Source organism: Exiguobacterium sp. s189, from assembly GCF_018617615.1.
GTDB lineage: Bacteria > Bacillota > Bacilli > Exiguobacteriales > Exiguobacteriaceae > Exiguobacterium > Exiguobacterium aestuarii_A.
The window spans coordinates 24,692-40,706 of record NZ_JACSKM010000001.1 but is presented as its reverse complement, the minus strand read 5'-3'; the positions used below and the strand labels follow the sequence as shown (position 1 = coordinate 40,706).

Below are 16,015 nucleotides of genomic sequence, written 5' to 3'. Positions count from 1 at the left end.
TCTCTAATTCAAAAGAGCTTATGCCGTTTATTTTTTAAAACGATTTATGATTGAGGGAGGGACGATAGTCGATGATAAATCTTAAGAGCCTTGAATCTATATCGATTTATATATCAGTAGAACATCAGGATTCAACTGATACTCAATATTTTGATGCGTAACAGTTCCCATCCCGCCCGACCATACATTTGACGTTTGATTGTTTTCAGTCGATTGACCTGTCCCTTGCACATGCCATTTGCCCAGAACAGCGTCATCCCGACACGGATGACGTCGACGTCGCCTCCTATATAGGTCGCGAAAGAGGATAGTGGTGTTTCGTTCATCCGTTCTGCCTGTTCACACCACTTTAAGATATCCAGTTCAGACGTCGTCTCCCCGAAAAGTTCCTTGAACGAACGGACAAGCTCGTTCAATTGCTTCAGGAAAGGATAGAGGCCAAGTATCTTTAGGAGAAGTGGCTTGTTAGAAGGCTCATCTCCCCAAAGGACTATCTGGATGATTCCTCGATTAATGATTTTTTCGTGAGGGATTGTTTTTTTAACTTTGCGACATATGAACGAAATGCACTGATTCCACTTTCGTTTCAATGCCCGATGCACCCATTCTGTCATCCTGCCTTAGCGGATTCATCTGGCGATATCTTGTTTATGGATGTCTGCACTGTGACGTCGATGTGACTGATTGACTTTTGGTGGCTCTGTCAGCTTCAAATATCTCATACGCGTCTTCGGGTTCTGACCAACTTGGAGATTGGGTCACCTTGTTTTGCATCATACTGTACGGCTAGAATAAGTGTCCATTTCCTTCTTTCAGCATCTGTCAGCTCACGTTCGACACTTAGACTATCCGGTTCGAGAACAATCTTTGCGTTTGATGGAAGTTGTCGTTTCAAAACTTCTTCAATTTTCTTTCCTAAATTATGAAACAGGTGCCATCGGTCGCTCACCTGTTGAATCTTTTCATCGGTCAAGCGGATTGACTCCCGAAACTCGACAGATCCGTCCCGTGCCACGACCTGGATGGTATTGTGTGAGCGAATCCAGGTAGGGACAGTGTTCACATCCCGAGAGGGGAGTAAAGCGATTGGGTGTCTGGTCTTAAGATCGCAGATGATTGTCCCATATTTTTCGTTTTCTCCAGGCCCAGTCGTCAATGCCGATAACGCGAGGAGCAGTTTTTTTTCACATGATGTTCCGATCGTTTCAACATTCAGAGTAGCGTACTGTCGCTGATGTTGTTCAAATATGTTCCAGCCCGATTGCACTCAACCCACTCAATAGTCTCAACAGACTGCGCTCCAAACGAATTGTTCTGCGAAAATGTGAACGACAAACGGAAGAAAACCTTTCCGTGAAGATACTCGTTGAACAGGCAGAATCGTCGCAGAAGAAGCGTCTCACCTGAACCCGAAACTGTATCCATCCCAAACACACGCTCATCCCTCAACGTCCTGATGTATCTGCTGTGGACACGGTATGAGAACTTTGTGAGCGCACAACTTTTTCCGATGACAAATGATCTGATATGCTTCGATGGAATGGTTTGCATCGACCACTTCTAGTTCTGGAAGAAACCCATCTAACATATTAATCCCTTCAATCATTTTAGTGAATTAATTCCCGAGGACGTGCTTCATAAAAAGTGAGGAAGAACCAATTTTAAACCGCTGTTGACAATCGCACTCATTCCACTCAATAAACTCAACAAACTGCTCTCTAAAAGGATTGTTCTCCGAGAATGTTGACGATAGATGACCTTTACTTTGTCTTCCTTAGTGACGTTTCCCTTGGATCGAACTAAGGCGTTCAACTCTCCATTCTGCCGGAATTCGACGCTTTTCATTGCCTGTCATATCTTTCATCGGTGGCGGTCCTTTCTTCTTAGGAATTAGCGCGCACTACCCTCCTCAGTTACCTCTCCCATTTTCGGACTGTGAGAAGGGAGAGGCAATATTGAAGATTACAGCCGCTCCGTTTACTGACACGCCATTCTTGTTCATGTTTGAAGTACGTCCAGTTTAAACTGTGCGGGGTAAGGTGTATAGGGTTTGGAAAAGGCCATCGGCTCATGATAGTCGAACTGCTTGCCCCAGTTACACACCAAGGTCGTGTCTGTCCCTAGGGATTTTCGCGATGTCATTCATACTATCTGTCTCTTCCCGATAGGCCATGACGGTGTTTAATTTTCGATGAGTAGTAAATCTAGTCATAAAAACTGCACCTCCACTTGTTAGATGTGTCTGACAAGTGGAGGTGCAGTTCAAATTTAGAATAACAGATTTTTTAGTTCATCTGTTTATCAATTAAGGAGTATACTGAATTGTTTATGATGATTTTTATTCAAAATTTACTTTTTTAATAATGAATGGGTTAAAAAATCAACAATTTTCTCTGATGCTGTTCCGTCTCCATAAGGATTAGATAGGTTTGACATTGAATGATAGACAGACTCATCGGTTAATAAACGATGAGCTTCTTCGAAGATTTTACTAGAATCAGTGCCGACCAATTTCAAAGTCCCGGCTTTAACACCTTCCGGTCGCTCAGTTGTTTCTCGAAGAACGAGAACTGGTTTTCCTAGAGAGGGAGCTTCTTCTTGTATACCACCGGAATCAGTCAGGATTAAATGAGATTTCGCTGCGAAATTATGAAAGTCAATAACTTCTAAAGGTGGAATTAAACGAATGCGCTCCGATTCCCCGAGAATTTCATTGGCAAGTTCTTGTACAAGTGGATTCAAATGTACAGGGAATACGATAAACACATCAGAGTGAGAATCATGAATTTTTTTTACGGCATTAAAAATCTGGCGCATCGGTACACCTAGATTTTCTCGGCGATGGGAAGTAAGCAGAATCATTTTATAATTGTGTTCTTCACATAACTCCAAAATAGGGTGCTCGTAGTCTTTTTGAACCGTGGTCTTCAAAGCATCAATTGCTGTATTACCAGTAACGATGATTGAAGAAGCTGGTTTGTTCTCTAATAACAGGTTTTGTTTTGCTTGTTCTGTTGGAGCAAAGTGATAGTCAGCAATTACTCCAGTTAATTGTCTATTTAATTCCTCAGGGAATGGAGAAAGCTTGTCAAAGGTTCTTAATCCAGCTTCAACATGACCTACAGGTATTTGGTTATAAAAAGCTGCTAATGAGGCAGCAAAGGTGGTGGTTGTGTCACCGTGTACCAACACTATGTCAGGTTTAGTCTCATCAAAAAGTTCAGAGAGGCTTTCCAATACTTTTGAGGTAATTGATGTCAGAGTTTGATTAGGTTTCATAATGTTCAAGTCGAAATCAGGAGTCAGATGAAAAGCATCTAAAACTTGATCGAGCATCTCACGATGTTGTGCAGTCACCACGACAATTGACTCAAAATGCTCAGGATGTTTTTTTAATTCTAGAATTAGCGGTGCCATTTTTATTGCTTCAGGTCTAGTTCCGAAAATTGTCATTACTTTTAGCATTTTTACACCTCAGTTATGTGCCTTTTTGCGATTCAACAAAATATACTGTTCATCTAGTTTTTCTTTACGATAGTTAGACTTTTCTTGAGCAGTCCACTTGTTAAAATCATTTAAAAATTTCGAATAGTGTTCAACAATCTCATTTACGGGACCGTACTCTCTAACTTTTCCAAATTCAAGCCATAGAACTTGTGTACAAAAAGATTTAACTTGAGCAGTAGAATGACTAATGAAAATGATTGTTTTTCCTTCATTTTTAAATTCATTCATCTTATCAATACATTTTTTATAAAAGGTTTGGTCACCGACAGATAGTGCTTCATCAATTACAAGAATATCAGGATTAATGTGGACAGATATAGCAAACCCTAATCTAGATTTCATTCCACTTGAATAGGTTTTAACTGGCTGATCAATAAATCTTCCGATATCTGCAAAATCAATAATAGAAGGTTCTAAAGCTTTAATTTCTGAACGTGATAGCCCCATCATAAGGCCTTTTAACTCGATGTTGTCTCGCCCACTCAATTGTGTGTTTAATCCAGCAGAGATGGCAACCAACGAAACATCTCCATTAATTATAACCTCACCCTTCTCGGGCTTTAAACCACCTGCAATAACATTACTCATTGTGGATTTACCAGAACCGTTAATTCCTACAATTCCTAACACTTCGCCTTTAGGAAGCTGAAAAGAAATATCGTTAAGTGCGATGAATCGTTCTCCATAGCCACTCCGAGAAATCAAATCTAAGATTTTGTCTTTAGTTCCTTTGTAAACTCTAAAGTATTTTGAAACATTTTTAAACTCGATTGCGTAGTCAGACATATAATCAATCTCCTTAACTCATAAATAATCTGCAAAAGAATCTCTAAATTTCACATGCAATATTGATGCAATGAAATATATCGATAACGTGAATGTCCAAAAGTAAATTGTTAATTGTGGAAGCTCCCAGAACCATGTTTCGAAAAACAGTGAATCCCTGTAACCATTAATTAAATACGTAAGTGGGTTTAACTTTAAAAATGGCTGCAAATATTCAGGCATAGAATTGATGCTCCATAAAATTGGACTCAAGTAAAGTAACATACGAATTGCCGATTGAAGTAAAGTCTGGAAATCACGTGCGATTGATGAAAATGTTGAAAATAGTAATGCTACAGAATAACTAAAACAAAAAGCTGCAAACAAGTAATAAGGTAACTGAATTAAATGAATTGTGAAAGGTATATCATAACTCACCATAATGAAGCCTACGATAACAAGCATAAACATATGTTCTGTTAGAAAAGTTACAATCACGAATGATGGAATAATACTTATCGGAAAATTCATTTGCGAGATAAGATTAATTCGTGCGTAAATTGAGTTTCCCCCTTGAACAATCGATTTGCTGATGAAGAACCATAAAGCTAAACCGGCTACTAACCAGGGTAAATAGTCAATTTGACCGTCGACAGGTCTTCCACCTCTCAATCCCAAACCAAAAACAAACCAATAAGTCGCTATTTGGAACAAAGGATTCAATAGTTCCCATAGCACTCCGAGAATGTGCGTAGAATACTGCGCTTTCGTTTCATAGCGAGCTAATCTACCAATCATATATAAGTTTTCAAGGTGTTCTTTAATTACTTTAATAGGTGACAACATTAGGGTATTCCTTTCGTTATTTATGTGAAGAGGTAAAGGAAAAAATCCTTTACCTCTTCACATAAAATAATATTTTCAATTATCGATTATTTTGTAAGCAATGATTTTGATGGCAAGTTTCCAAAGTTGATCACTTTGATTTTGTCATGTGAATCGATAATATTTCTAGTGTCAAAAACTGTTAAAGGAGTCGTTTGCTCAAGCAATAAAGCATCAAAATCAATATTTTTAAATTCATTATGATCAACAAGAACTAGTAACAAGTCTGACTCTGAAACGGTTTCTTTTAATTCTTTTAATTCGAGACCGTGAATCTGTTCTAATTTTACATGAGGATCATGAACGGACAATTCGAAACCTTCCGCTTTTAATAAGTCGATAATTTCGAGAGCAGGGCTTTCTCTCACATCATCTACGTTTCCTTTATAAGTGATTCCTAGTGCTCCGATTTTTACTGTCTCTGTTGGATTATCTTCAATCTTATCTGATAAAATTTCGCGAACATTTTCTACGATGAAACGCGGCATTGAACGATTTGTTTCTCGAGAAGCACTAATAATATTCGCATTCTCTGGAGATTTTGCAATAATAAAATAAGGATCTACAGCTAAACAATGTCCTCCCACACCTGGACCTGGTGAGTGGATGTTTACTCGCGGATGTTTGTTGGCCATATCAATCACATCGAGAACATTGATGCTTAAATCTCGACAAATCTTGGTTAGCTCGTTAGCAAGTGCAATATTCACATCGCGATATGTGTTCTCCATAAGTTTAGACATTTCTGCTGTGCTGGCGTCGGTCTTGATAATTTCTCCTTTTACGAATAACTCATATACGTGTGCACCTTTTTCTGCGCATTTTGGAGTGATGCCGCCAACAATTCTGTTATTGTGTTCAAGCTCCATTAAAATTTGACCAGGAAGTACACGTTCTGGACAATGAACTAAACTAATATCTTCTCCCACCTTGAAACCTGCTTTTTCGATGAGTGGTTTAACATGGTCACTTGTTGTTCTTGGAGCAACTGTCGACTCTAAAATTACAACGTTCCCTTTCTCTAAATAAGGGATGATCATATTTACGGCGTCAATTACATAAGTCAAATCACAAGATTTATATTTATCATCTAAATTTGGAGTAGGTACTGCAATGATAAACACGTCAGCATTCTCTGGCTCTGTAGAGGCTTTAAATGTTCCATTGTCTACGTTTTGTTTAACTAGCTCCTCTAAACCTGGTTCTTCAATATGAATTTTACCCGAATTCAATGTATTAACAATATCAATATTGATATCAACACCAATTACATTTGCACCGTGATGTGCGAACATAGCTGACGTTGGTAAACCTATATATCCTAAACCTACAGTACAAATTTTCATAGTATAAATAAGCTCCTTTATCAAATGTAAATTCTAATAAAATAAACAGTTATTCTTTCATTAATTTAAAGAGTTTATTATAGAATCTAAAATTCAAAACAAAGATTATTATAAGCTTTACAAACTATTCAATCAAGTTTATAGAGTTACAGCTTTATAACAATATATTTAATACATGCGAATGTCACAGTAATTACATGATTATAATAAAAAAAGCTACTAAGGAATAAGGGTAAGAAATAAATACTACACAGATAACTGATCACTAAATCTTAAGTAAGAGTAATGTACGGAAATTTACAAACAATAAATTATTAAGAGAGAAACACTTTTTAAAAAGTATATTAAAATCATATACCATTTTGTTTGATGGATGATTTTAATAATTAAGCAGATTAAATTCATCCATGATCCTTTTTATAAGATATAAAAATCATTGAAGAAACTGATTCTTATACTCAATTAGGCATATGTTCATTTATATAATTTAATGGTGCACACAATTATATTTACAGATATTTTAAAAAAAGTTATTGAAATTATGTTGTTTCCCTTTGTAATATTTTATACTTTAAATTAGTAGAGAAGTTATACTTTAGATGAACTCTACATGTCGTCCTGTCATTGAATTAGGGGAAATTCGAAAGGGGAAAAGTAAATGTTTTCATCAAAATCAGAACGTTTATTTACTGGGATGATTGCTGCGGCATTGGCCGTTTCAGCAGTGACTCCGTTGGCTTCTGTTGAAGCCAAGCAAAGTGAGAAGGTTACATATCAAGCGAAGGAACAGGAAGCGATTGAGATTTTAGCACCAGCTTCACCACTTGTTTTCAAGCAAGGGGAAAAGTTGAATGGGAAACACCGTATCCTTAATGTGAAGATTGATGGGAAAGTCAAAAAACAGCCTGTTCGTTGGTCGAATCTATCGACGTCTACAATCGGTGAATTTACAGCTACGGCATCGTATTCTCATAAGGGACAAGCCGTCACATTGGATGTTCCTTACACGGTAGAAGGCTATGAGCTAGCGATTATGCACACGAATGACACGCATGCCTCACTCGACAATGCGCCAAAACGTGCAACGGCCATCAATCAGCTTCGTGAAGATAATTCAAATCGTCTGTTGATTGATGCAGGAGATGTGTTCTCAGGTTCGCTCTACTTTAACAAGTTTAAAGGACAAGCAGACCTCACATTAATGAATTATATGCAATACGACTTGATGGTTCCAGGAAACCATGAGTTTGACCTCGGGACAGAAGCAGGACACCCTGAATTCGCAGAGTTCATTCAAAACGCTGAATTCCCGTTCGTCAGTTCGAACGTTGATTACAGTGGTGACCAATACTTGAATGAGCTTTACTCTGAAGAGTTGACGCGTAAACCTGTCGATGGAAAATTGTATGAAGGTGTCATCAAAACAATCGATGGGAAAAAAGTAGGATTCTTCGGTTTGACGACTGAAGATACAGCAAACATCGCGAGTCCTGGTCCGGTTCTGTTCCAGCACTACATCGACGAGGCAGAAAAAGCCGTCAAATCATTCAAACAACGTGGTGTCGATCAAATCGTGGCAGTATCACACTTAGGCTTTGATGATAACCCAGCTGTCGATAACGATTTGGAATTGGCAAAACGTGTAGAAGGCATCGATATCATCATCGGTGGACACTCACATTCTCGTTTAAATGAACCAGTAGTCGTAGCAGATGGAGCTGAGCCAACGGTAATCGTCCAGGCTTACCAATATGGCGACTTCTTAGGAACATTAGACGTCGTGTTTGACCAAAAAGGTAAAATTGTTTCTCATCAAGGGAAGTTGATTGATGTGAAAACATATGCTGCTGATCCGACTGCAGTCAGTCTATTAGCTCCGTTCGCACAAGAAATCGAAAGCATTCGCAATGCTGAAATCGGAGCAGATGCAACTGCAGCATTCGAAAATCCGCGTGATGCAGGTGATGTCACGAAGTCGAGTGTCCGTAAAAACGAGACAGCTTTAGGGAATTTGATCACAGATGGTATGCTCGACCGCGCGAAACAAATGGACGGAGAAGTCGTTGCTGCGATTCAAAACGCGGGCGGTATCCGTGCACCAATCAATGCTGGTCCAATTACAACGGGTGAAGTATTAACGACACTTCCATTCGGTAACACGTTGGCTGTTATGACACTTGATGGTTCTGAACTATTGTCAGCGCTCGAGCGTAGTGTTAGCGTTTATCCGATTGAAAGTGGCGGATTCTTGCACATGTCAGGTATGAAAGTCGAGTTCGATAGCTCGAAACCTGCTAACAGCCGTATCGTCAAAGCCCAAGTCCTCAAAGATGGTCAATATGTGGATGTCGTGCCGACGGAAACGTATAAAATTGCGACGAACTACTTCGCAGCTAAAGGTGGAGATAACTACCTTGAGTTTAAAAAAGCGTACGAAGAAGGCCGCGTCAATGACTTAGGAGTGATTGACTGGGAAATCATGCGTGATTACTTGGTTAAGCTTCAAACGGTTACACCTTCTGTCGAAGGCCGTATTCTCGATGTAAAATAATATAAGACATAAGAGAACCTGATGGTAGTTGAATCAGGTTCTCTTGTTCTTTATGGGTGGGTTAAAAATGAAACGAATCAATGGGAATGGTAATTATCGCTTCGTATTGATTCTCGGAGCAAAGGTCAACGGCACCTCTCCATCGAGAGCGCTCCGACATCGGATTGACGTCGCGGCTGATTATGCGAAGGCGCATCCAACTGTAGAACTCATTGCAACAGGAGGGCAGGGACCTGACGAAGGCATGGCCGAGGCGCTTGTGATTGAACGAGAACTGATGACGTATGGCATTGAACCACATCGCATCCATGTCGAAGCGACCTCTACCTCAACGATTGAGAATTTTCAGCACAGTCGACCGTTTTGGGAAGGCGAGACGGGAATCACCATCGTGACGAATGACTTTCATGTCCCGCGGGCCCGTCTCATTGCGAAGCTCTATTTCCAACTCGAGAGCGATGCCCTGTATGCACCGACTCCGCCACTCGCAAAAGGGCGATACGTGATCCGTGAAGCGTTAGCTTATGTGAAACTACTCGTCCGCTATCTATTCAAAGATAAAAACTAGGCTCTTGCATCCGCAAGAGCCTAGTTTGATTGACAGCCGATTTCTTGATTTAAAACTTCACCGAACGCTTCGGCGCCTTCCACATTCAGATGGACGCCATCGCTCTCGAAATATGATTCCTTCCCGACGGATTGACCATGCCAATCGATAAGGGAAACGTTCTCGTGAAGTTCACTTGCCCGAACGAGCTTCTCATTGACCTCGCTCTCCCACGGGCGAGGGACGCGGGTGTTAATCAAATAAATATGGTCCGCGCGCTCAAACTGCTTGAGGAGCGTGTCGAGTTGTTCCATCTTGAACGCCCCGTTCGTTCCGAGGTGAAGGAAGACGACATGTCCTGGCGCATTATACGATGCATACTGAGATGCGACAGGAATGGCATCACGGACTTGGCGTCCGATTTCAGCATCAATGGTCATATTCGGAAACGCATCTGCCAAGTATTCGTTCAACCCGAGCATGACTGAATCACCAATCGCAAGCGCTGGTGGACAACTCTTTTCTTCTGGCGTTTCAGTTGCTGGAGGCGTTACCTCTGTAGTCGCTTCTTCCGAATCGTCTGTTTCGGGTTCTTTTGGCAGGTCATGTGTCTCTTCTTTTGACATTGGCACTTTCACAATCGGAATCTCATCTTGTGCCGGCTTCGATTCAGAGAAGGCCAAGATGGTCAAGTTGCCGACGAGTACGAGTGAGAGTGCCGTCGCACAAGCCGTAGCCGCGAAACGAGCACTTGGATGTGTCGGTGTCGAGACGAGTTGACGGAACGAGGCGATGAACCCGTTCCGACGAATCGGTGTCTCGATATAGCGATACGACAACTCGGCAATCAAAAACGTGAGTGCGACCTGACCGACCGCAAGGAGCGGTGAAAACGTTCCAAGTCGTTCGAGCGGTGTCGACAAGATGATGACCGGATAGTGCCATAAATAAATCCCGTACGTCCGCGTGCCGATCACACGAAGCCAAGCGCTTCCGAATAGGCGTGACCAGATCGTCGCCGGATGGGCGACGGCGGCAATCAAGATTGCGGACAAGAAGGCGACGAGTAAGAAGCCCCCATAATAGAGGAACGCGTCATACGCATTCACCGTGACGATGATCCCGACGATTCCGATGAGAGAGATTGTACCAGCCACGTTCAAAATATGTCGTCCGATGTTTGGGATGACCGCTTTGAACGTATCTGGCCGCCAGCCGAATGCGAGCATGGCACCCATGAGCAGACCGAACAGGCGGGTATCCGTCCCGTAGTAGACACGGCTCGGGTCCGCTTCTGGAACGTAGCGGAACGCCATCCAGGTCGCGGAGACGATTAAGAGTGCTGCGACCAATTGAAGCAACCGTTTCCGGAAGGCGAGGCCGACGAGTAGAATGAGCGGCCAGACCGCGTAAAATTGTTCCTCGATGGAGAGGGACCACAAGTTTTGAAGCGGTGACGGTTTCCCGAAGCTCTCGAAATATGACACTTCATGGAAGATGTACCACCAGTTGTTCACGTAAGCGAGCGCAGCGAGTGAATCTTGCCGTACCGTCTCAAGCAACGAGCGGTCAAAGAGCGTGACGTATGTCATCACGAGAGACAACATCAAGACGAGCGCTGGGAGTAAGCGACGGAAACGGGCGATATAGAATCTTTTCAAGTCAATCGTGCCGGTCTTCGTCCACTCTCGAATGAGAATACCGGTAATCAAATAACCGGACAAGACGAAGAAGACATCGACACCGAGGAATCCCCCGGATATGTAAGGTACGTTTAAATGATATAAAATCACAGCCAAAACGGCGAACGTGCGTAAGCCGTCCAGACCGGGCATATACGTTGTATGTTTAAGTGGTTTCATGCCCCCACTTCCTTTCTAGTTAAAGCGGACATTTCCCTTTTTTTAGAATCCATTCTTCAGTATAACGAGTGGGGGAGAGGGAATGGTTTCAAAAGATTAACAATCAACTGAGCGAAAAAATCCACAAAAAAAGGGACACAAGGTCCCTTGGTGATTACACCATATTGATCAACATTCCGCCGATGACGCCAGCGATGACAAGTGCCCAAGGTGGTAATTTCCAGTAGGCGATCATGACGAACAAGAAAGCGGCAAAGACGAAGTCGACCGCACCGTTTACGGTAGTTGTGAAGATTGGGCTGTAGAATGCCGCAATCAAAATACCGACGACCGCAGCGTTCACCCCGATCAAGGCTCCAGCGACTTTCGGGTTGTGGCGAAGCGCATCCCAGAACGGGAGTGCCCCGAGAATGAGCAAGAACGCCGGCAAGAAAATAGCGACCGTCGCCAAAATCCCACCCGGAATCCCATTGATGACTGTCCCGAGGTAAGAAGCGAATGTGAACAATGGTCCCGGAACGGCCTGGGCGGCACCGTATCCCGCGAGGAACGCTTCTTCACTCAAGAAGCCTGCAGGGACGAGTTCACGCTCGAGAAGCGGCAAGACGACGTGTCCGCCACCGAAGACGAGCGCCCCGGCGCGATAAAAACTATCGAATAAGGCGATCGCTTGGTTTTCAAACGTTTCCCGTAAAATCGGTAAGATGACGAGAAGTGCCCCGAATACCGACAGTAAGACGGCACCGAGTCGTTTTGAAATCGGGAACGTGCTTGATTTCGCATCGAGACGATCTGGCTTGAACAACAAGAACCCAGCGACAGCAGCGACGAGAATGACGAGCACTTGGCTGAACGTCGTCTGCCAAAGCAATACGCCGGCAAGTGCGAAGAAGGCAATCGTCTTCGTCTTCGCATCAGGTGTGAGCTTACTCGCCATGCCTAAAATCGCATGGGCGACGATGGCGACGGCAACGACTTTCAAACCGTATAACCAACCGGCATCAGAGACGTCGAGACCGGATAGGACCAAAGCAAACAGCATGAGCACGACGACTGACGGGGTCGTGAAGCCGATGAATGAGGTGATCCCACCCAATATCCCGCCGCGGACGATGCCGATGCCGATCCCGACTTGCGAACTTGCAGGTCCAGGTAAGAATTGACATAAGGCGACGAGATCGGCGTATGCCTTCTCATCCATCCATTTGCGCCGTCTCACATATTCCTCATGGAAATAGCCGAGGTGGGCGACCGGTCCTCCGAACGATGTCAGCCCGAGCCGGGTCGAAACGAATAAAATCTCTAGTAACGTCTTGAACGTCACACGTTGTGTCGTCATATCTTCACTCCTTAATTTCTTTAAATAACTCATAAGCTTTTTGACGGGCTTCTTGTAACACGGAGAGCCCTTTTTCAGTCGTTACGTAATTTTTGCGGACGTGTCCGTCGACGGTCTCGTTTTCGCGGACGAGGAGACCTTCCTTCTCCATCCCGTGCAAAATCGGATAGAGCGTACCGGCACTGATTTCATATCCGTGCTCTCTTAACTCATCGACCATCCATGCCCCGTACACCGGATGTTCAGCGGCATGATGCAAAATATGAATGTGAATGAATCCGAGGAACAGTTTCCGTAGAACCCGGTCTTCCATACGTGTCATCTCCTTGTTATCGAATTTCGATATCGGTTTTCGAAATCAGTCTAACAAATGTCCGAGAAGGTGACAAGGAATCTGTATGCAGTTTACAAAAACTTAAAACGAGAAGAAGGGAATGAGTTCGGAAAAAATAGGGAATCTATCACAAATGAGGTAAACTAGGTATTGAGTTTATTTGCTGAGGAGGAAGTGACGTGACAAACCCCATTCATTCTTCATACGATACATTGTTGCGCCATATGCCCCAAGGCTACGTCGAGTTTAAAGTGATTTACGACGACGCTTCGGAGCCGATTGATTATGAATTTTTTGAAGTGAATCCTGCCTTTGAGAAGATGATGAAGGGAAAACGAAAACATTTTATCGGACAGAAAGTGTCAGCGGCACTGAAGGATTTTGAATATAGCGAGCGTGAATGGATGATTCAAGTGGCACACGTCGTCAGCGATGGCGGTACGGTGACGTTTGAACATTTCTCTCGCCGTAATAAATCTTGGTACGAGATGTCCGTCTTTAGTGAACGAAAAGGCTTTGTCTCTGTCATGTTCCATGACATCACGCGACATGTACAAGAAAACAATGCCTTGAAGCAGCTCGTGAACGTGTCGCATCGTTTCGTTTCCACCGGTAGTGATTTGTTGATGAACCAACAGTTCCTTGACCAGATTCGCGATTTCACTGGGGCGAAAGCGGTCGCGCTCAATTTGATGGAAAGCGACGGAGAGACGTATACGACGGTCGCCTTATCCGGCATCGATGAGATGTTAGAACGAAGTCTCGATGTGTTAGGGTTTCATCCGGTCGGGAAGAAGTGGCCGATGACCGCCCAGCGCCGGGAACTGTTCAATCGACCGAATCCGCTCGTCTTCGATGGAATTGATCCATTGATTGATGGAGTCTTACCCAAACGACTTGTCAAAAACTTACTTCGTATCTTCTCTCTCGGAGAGGTCGTCCTCTTCAAAATTGAGAAGGATGGAGTACTATATGGAGATTTGACGATTGTGATGCAAGAAGGGAAAGTGGCGAATCGACTTGGACTTGTCGAGTTGTATCTCGTTCATGTGCTTGAACAGCTAGTCAAGGCCGAACATCAGGTCGGTGAGACGAAGAAGTCGATGTTCGATGGGTTTGCAACACTTGACCTTGAATGCATCATGACGCTCAATACACGCCAAGTCTTACATTTGAATGATACGTGGGAACGGGTGCTTGGCTACTCGCTTGATGAGCTTGAAAATATGGATTTTCTCAGTTTGATTCATCCAGATGATGATGTTATCACAGAAGCTGCATTTGCAGAACTCGAGGAACGGGGGGAACTGTTCCGTTTCGTCAATCGCTTCAGAACGATTGACGACACATATCGCTCCATCGAATGGCACTGTAAACTTCAAGGGAACTATATTTACGCTGTCGCCAAAGATGTAACGGACCGCGTTCAGTTGGAAGAAAAATTGGCCGAACGGGACCGTCTGTTGACGAAACTGTCTGACCAAATTCCAGGTGCTATCTATCAGTTTGAATTGTTGCCGGACGGTAGCTTCAACTTCCCATTTTTCAGTCGGGGCTTTGAAGATATGTTAGGAATTACTGCTGAAGAGGTGCAGGCAGATGCCGGACTCGTTTTCCGACGAATGCATCCCGATGACTATCCTCATGTCATGCAGTCGATTGATGAATCGTATCGGAATTTGACGATTTGGGACGCGGAGTTTCGTATTTTGACCGAAGATGGACGAACGATTTGGATTTTAGGATCATCCCGCCCAGAGAAGATTACTGACGGTCACGTCCTCTGGCACGGATATATCGGTGACGTCACGGAGAAGAAAAAATACGAGAAAGAAATCGAGTACTTGAGCTATCACGACCAATTGACGGGTGTGAAAAACCGTCGGTACTTTGAAGAAGCGTTGGATCGCTATGACGACGATGCGTTTTATCCATTGTCACTAATCGTCATCGATATTAACGGACTGAAGTTGACGAACGACGCGTTCGGACATTTAATTGGAGACCGGTTGCTCGTCGAAGCGGCGAATATTTTACGAAATGAATTGCGAGCGAAAGATGAAGTGGCACGTATCGGTGGAGATGAATTCGTCGTCATCTCGCCGAACACGACACTCGACGAGGCGAAGCACTTGTCCGATCGGTTGAGCCGACTCTTCCTCGGACGAACGGTAGAGGGACTTCCGATTTCCGCATCGTTCGGTGAGGCGGTGAAGCACGACGCGTCCATCGGATTGACGGACGTCTTCAATTTAGCGGAAGACCGGATGTATCACCATAAAGTATCGGAGAAACAAAGCCGTCGCCATCACTCGATTCAACTGATCATGCGTACATTGTATGAAAAGATTCCCCGGGAAGAAGCGCACTCCCAGCGTGTTGCGAATTTGTCTGGGAAGCTCGCAGAAGCGATGGGCTTCACGAGCGCCGAAGTGAACGAGATCCGAACGGCCGCCATCTTGCATGATATCGGGAAAGTGGCGATTAGTAACGATATTCTAGATAAACCGGGTGCCTTGACTGAATCCGAGTGGCGCGAAATCAAACGACATCCTGAGGTCAGTTACAATATTTTAAGTACGGTTCCTGAATATGTCGCCTTGTCTGAAATTGTTTTGGCCCATCACGAACGATGGGACGGGAAAGGATACCCGAAAGGGATGAGGGAATACGAAATCCCACTTGCTTCCCGTATCATCTCGATCGCCGACACGTTCGACGTCATGGTGACGGGTCGTCCTTATCGACAGGCGAAGTCGATTGATGAGGCGCTTGCCATCATTCAACAAGAGGCGGGCAAACAGTTCGATCCGACGCTCGTCGATGTCTTCTTTGAAAAAGTCGTTCCGACACTACAACAATAAACAAGCGAGTCCTCT

At 43.6% G+C, this 16,015-nt stretch carries 12 protein-coding genes; 3 read left to right on the top strand and 9 right to left on the bottom strand.

Translation table 11 applies throughout. From position 1 onward, the window contains the following. Positions 1-131 precede the first annotated feature (131 nt). The 6 genes from KNO99_RS00170 to KNO99_RS00145 form a co-directional block, all read right to left on the bottom strand. Positions 132-602: a transposase gene (locus tag KNO99_RS00170; RefSeq protein ID WP_214744209.1), complete on the bottom strand. Its 471-nt coding sequence runs from the start codon at positions 600-602 to the stop codon at positions 132-134. A 116-nt stretch (positions 603-718) separates the two neighbouring features. Further along, the gene (locus KNO99_RS00165; protein ID WP_214744207.1) at positions 719-1,267 is read right to left on the bottom strand and encodes a transposase; all 549 of its coding nucleotides are present in this window, start codon (positions 1,265-1,267) and stop codon (positions 719-721) included. Between the two features lie 1,082 nt (positions 1,268-2,349). Next, a complete protein-coding gene (gene wecB / locus KNO99_RS00160) occupies positions 2,350-3,465 on the bottom strand; it encodes a non-hydrolyzing UDP-N-acetylglucosamine 2-epimerase (RefSeq protein ID WP_214744205.1) in 1,116 nt (371 codons plus the stop codon). Between the two features lie 9 nt (positions 3,466-3,474). Beyond that, positions 3,475-4,293, bottom strand: a complete 819-nt coding sequence (gene tagH, locus KNO99_RS00155) for a teichoic acids export ABC transporter ATP-binding subunit TagH (RefSeq protein ID WP_214744203.1) — start codon at positions 4,291-4,293, stop codon at positions 3,475-3,477. Between the two features lie 18 nt (positions 4,294-4,311). Further along, a complete protein-coding gene (locus tag KNO99_RS00150; RefSeq protein ID WP_214744201.1) occupies positions 4,312-5,118 on the bottom strand; it encodes an ABC transporter permease in 807 nt (268 codons plus the stop codon). Between the two features lie 86 nt (positions 5,119-5,204). After that, the gene (locus KNO99_RS00145; RefSeq protein WP_214744200.1) at positions 5,205-6,503 is read right to left on the bottom strand and encodes a nucleotide sugar dehydrogenase; all 1,299 of its coding nucleotides are present in this window, start codon (positions 6,501-6,503) and stop codon (positions 5,205-5,207) included. A gap of 658 nt (positions 6,504-7,161) precedes the next feature. Between KNO99_RS00145 and KNO99_RS00140 the strand changes: the two genes are divergently transcribed. Together KNO99_RS00140 and KNO99_RS00135 are read left to right on the top strand one after the other, a co-directional pair. Beyond that, positions 7,162-9,054 carry a bifunctional metallophosphatase/5'-nucleotidase gene (locus KNO99_RS00140; protein WP_214744198.1) on the top strand — a complete coding sequence of 631 codons (1,893 nt, stop codon included), beginning with the start codon at positions 7,162-7,164 and terminating at the stop codon, positions 9,052-9,054. Positions 9,055-9,121: 67 nt separating this feature from the next. Next, positions 9,122-9,622, top strand: a complete 501-nt coding sequence (locus KNO99_RS00135) for a YdcF family protein (protein WP_214744196.1) — start codon at positions 9,122-9,124, stop codon at positions 9,620-9,622. A 20-nt stretch (positions 9,623-9,642) separates the two neighbouring features. Here the strand turns inward: KNO99_RS00135 and KNO99_RS00130 are convergent, their stop codons facing one another. The 3 genes from KNO99_RS00130 to KNO99_RS00120 all read right to left on the bottom strand — a co-directional run bounded on the left by KNO99_RS00130 (position 9,643) and on the right by KNO99_RS00120 (position 13,115). After that, positions 9,643-11,463, bottom strand: a complete 1,821-nt coding sequence (locus tag KNO99_RS00130) for an acyltransferase family protein (protein ID WP_214744194.1) — start codon at positions 11,461-11,463, stop codon at positions 9,643-9,645. Between the two features lie 154 nt (positions 11,464-11,617). Continuing rightward, positions 11,618-12,802 carry a chromate efflux transporter gene (gene chrA / locus KNO99_RS00125; protein WP_214744192.1) on the bottom strand — a complete coding sequence of 395 codons (1,185 nt, stop codon included), beginning with the start codon at positions 12,800-12,802 and terminating at the stop codon, positions 11,618-11,620. 4 nt (positions 12,803-12,806) lie between these two features. Next, on the bottom strand, positions 12,807-13,115 hold the full coding sequence (locus KNO99_RS00120; RefSeq protein ID WP_214744190.1) for a PadR family transcriptional regulator: 309 nt from the start codon (positions 13,113-13,115) through the stop codon (positions 12,807-12,809). Positions 13,116-13,315: 200 nt separating this feature from the next. Between KNO99_RS00120 and KNO99_RS00115 the strand changes: the two genes are divergently transcribed. Beyond that, positions 13,316-16,000 carry an HD domain-containing phosphohydrolase gene (locus KNO99_RS00115; protein ID WP_371743011.1) on the top strand — a complete coding sequence of 895 codons (2,685 nt, stop codon included), beginning with the start codon at positions 13,316-13,318 and terminating at the stop codon, positions 15,998-16,000. Positions 16,001-16,015 lie beyond the last annotated feature (15 nt).

What these genes read in the sequence shown, in the direction of transcription:
- wecB (WP_214744205.1), bottom strand. Translation starts at nt 3,465, where the DNA reads ATGCTAAAAGTAATGACAATTTTCGGAACTAGACCTGAAGCAATAAAA.
- tagH (WP_214744203.1), bottom strand. Translation starts at nt 4,293, where the DNA reads ATGTCTGACTACGCAATCGAGTTTAAAAATGTTTCAAAATACTTTAGA.
- KNO99_RS00150 (WP_214744201.1), bottom strand. Translation starts at nt 5,118, where the DNA reads ATGTTGTCACCTATTAAAGTAATTAAAGAACACCTTGAAAACTTATAT.
- KNO99_RS00145 (WP_214744200.1), bottom strand. Translation starts at nt 6,503, where the DNA reads ATGAAAATTTGTACTGTAGGTTTAGGATATATAGGTTTACCAACGTCA.
- KNO99_RS00140 (WP_214744198.1), top strand. Translation starts at nt 7,162, where the DNA reads ATGTTTTCATCAAAATCAGAACGTTTATTTACTGGGATGATTGCTGCG.
- KNO99_RS00135 (WP_214744196.1), top strand. Translation starts at nt 9,122, where the DNA reads ATGAAACGAATCAATGGGAATGGTAATTATCGCTTCGTATTGATTCTC.
- KNO99_RS00130 (WP_214744194.1), bottom strand. Translation starts at nt 11,463, where the DNA reads ATGAAACCACTTAAACATACAACGTATATGCCCGGTCTGGACGGCTTA.
- chrA (WP_214744192.1), bottom strand. Translation starts at nt 12,802, where the DNA reads ATGACGACACAACGTGTGACGTTCAAGACGTTACTAGAGATTTTATTC.
- KNO99_RS00120 (WP_214744190.1), bottom strand. Translation starts at nt 13,115, where the DNA reads ATGGAAGACCGGGTTCTACGGAAACTGTTCCTCGGATTCATTCACATT.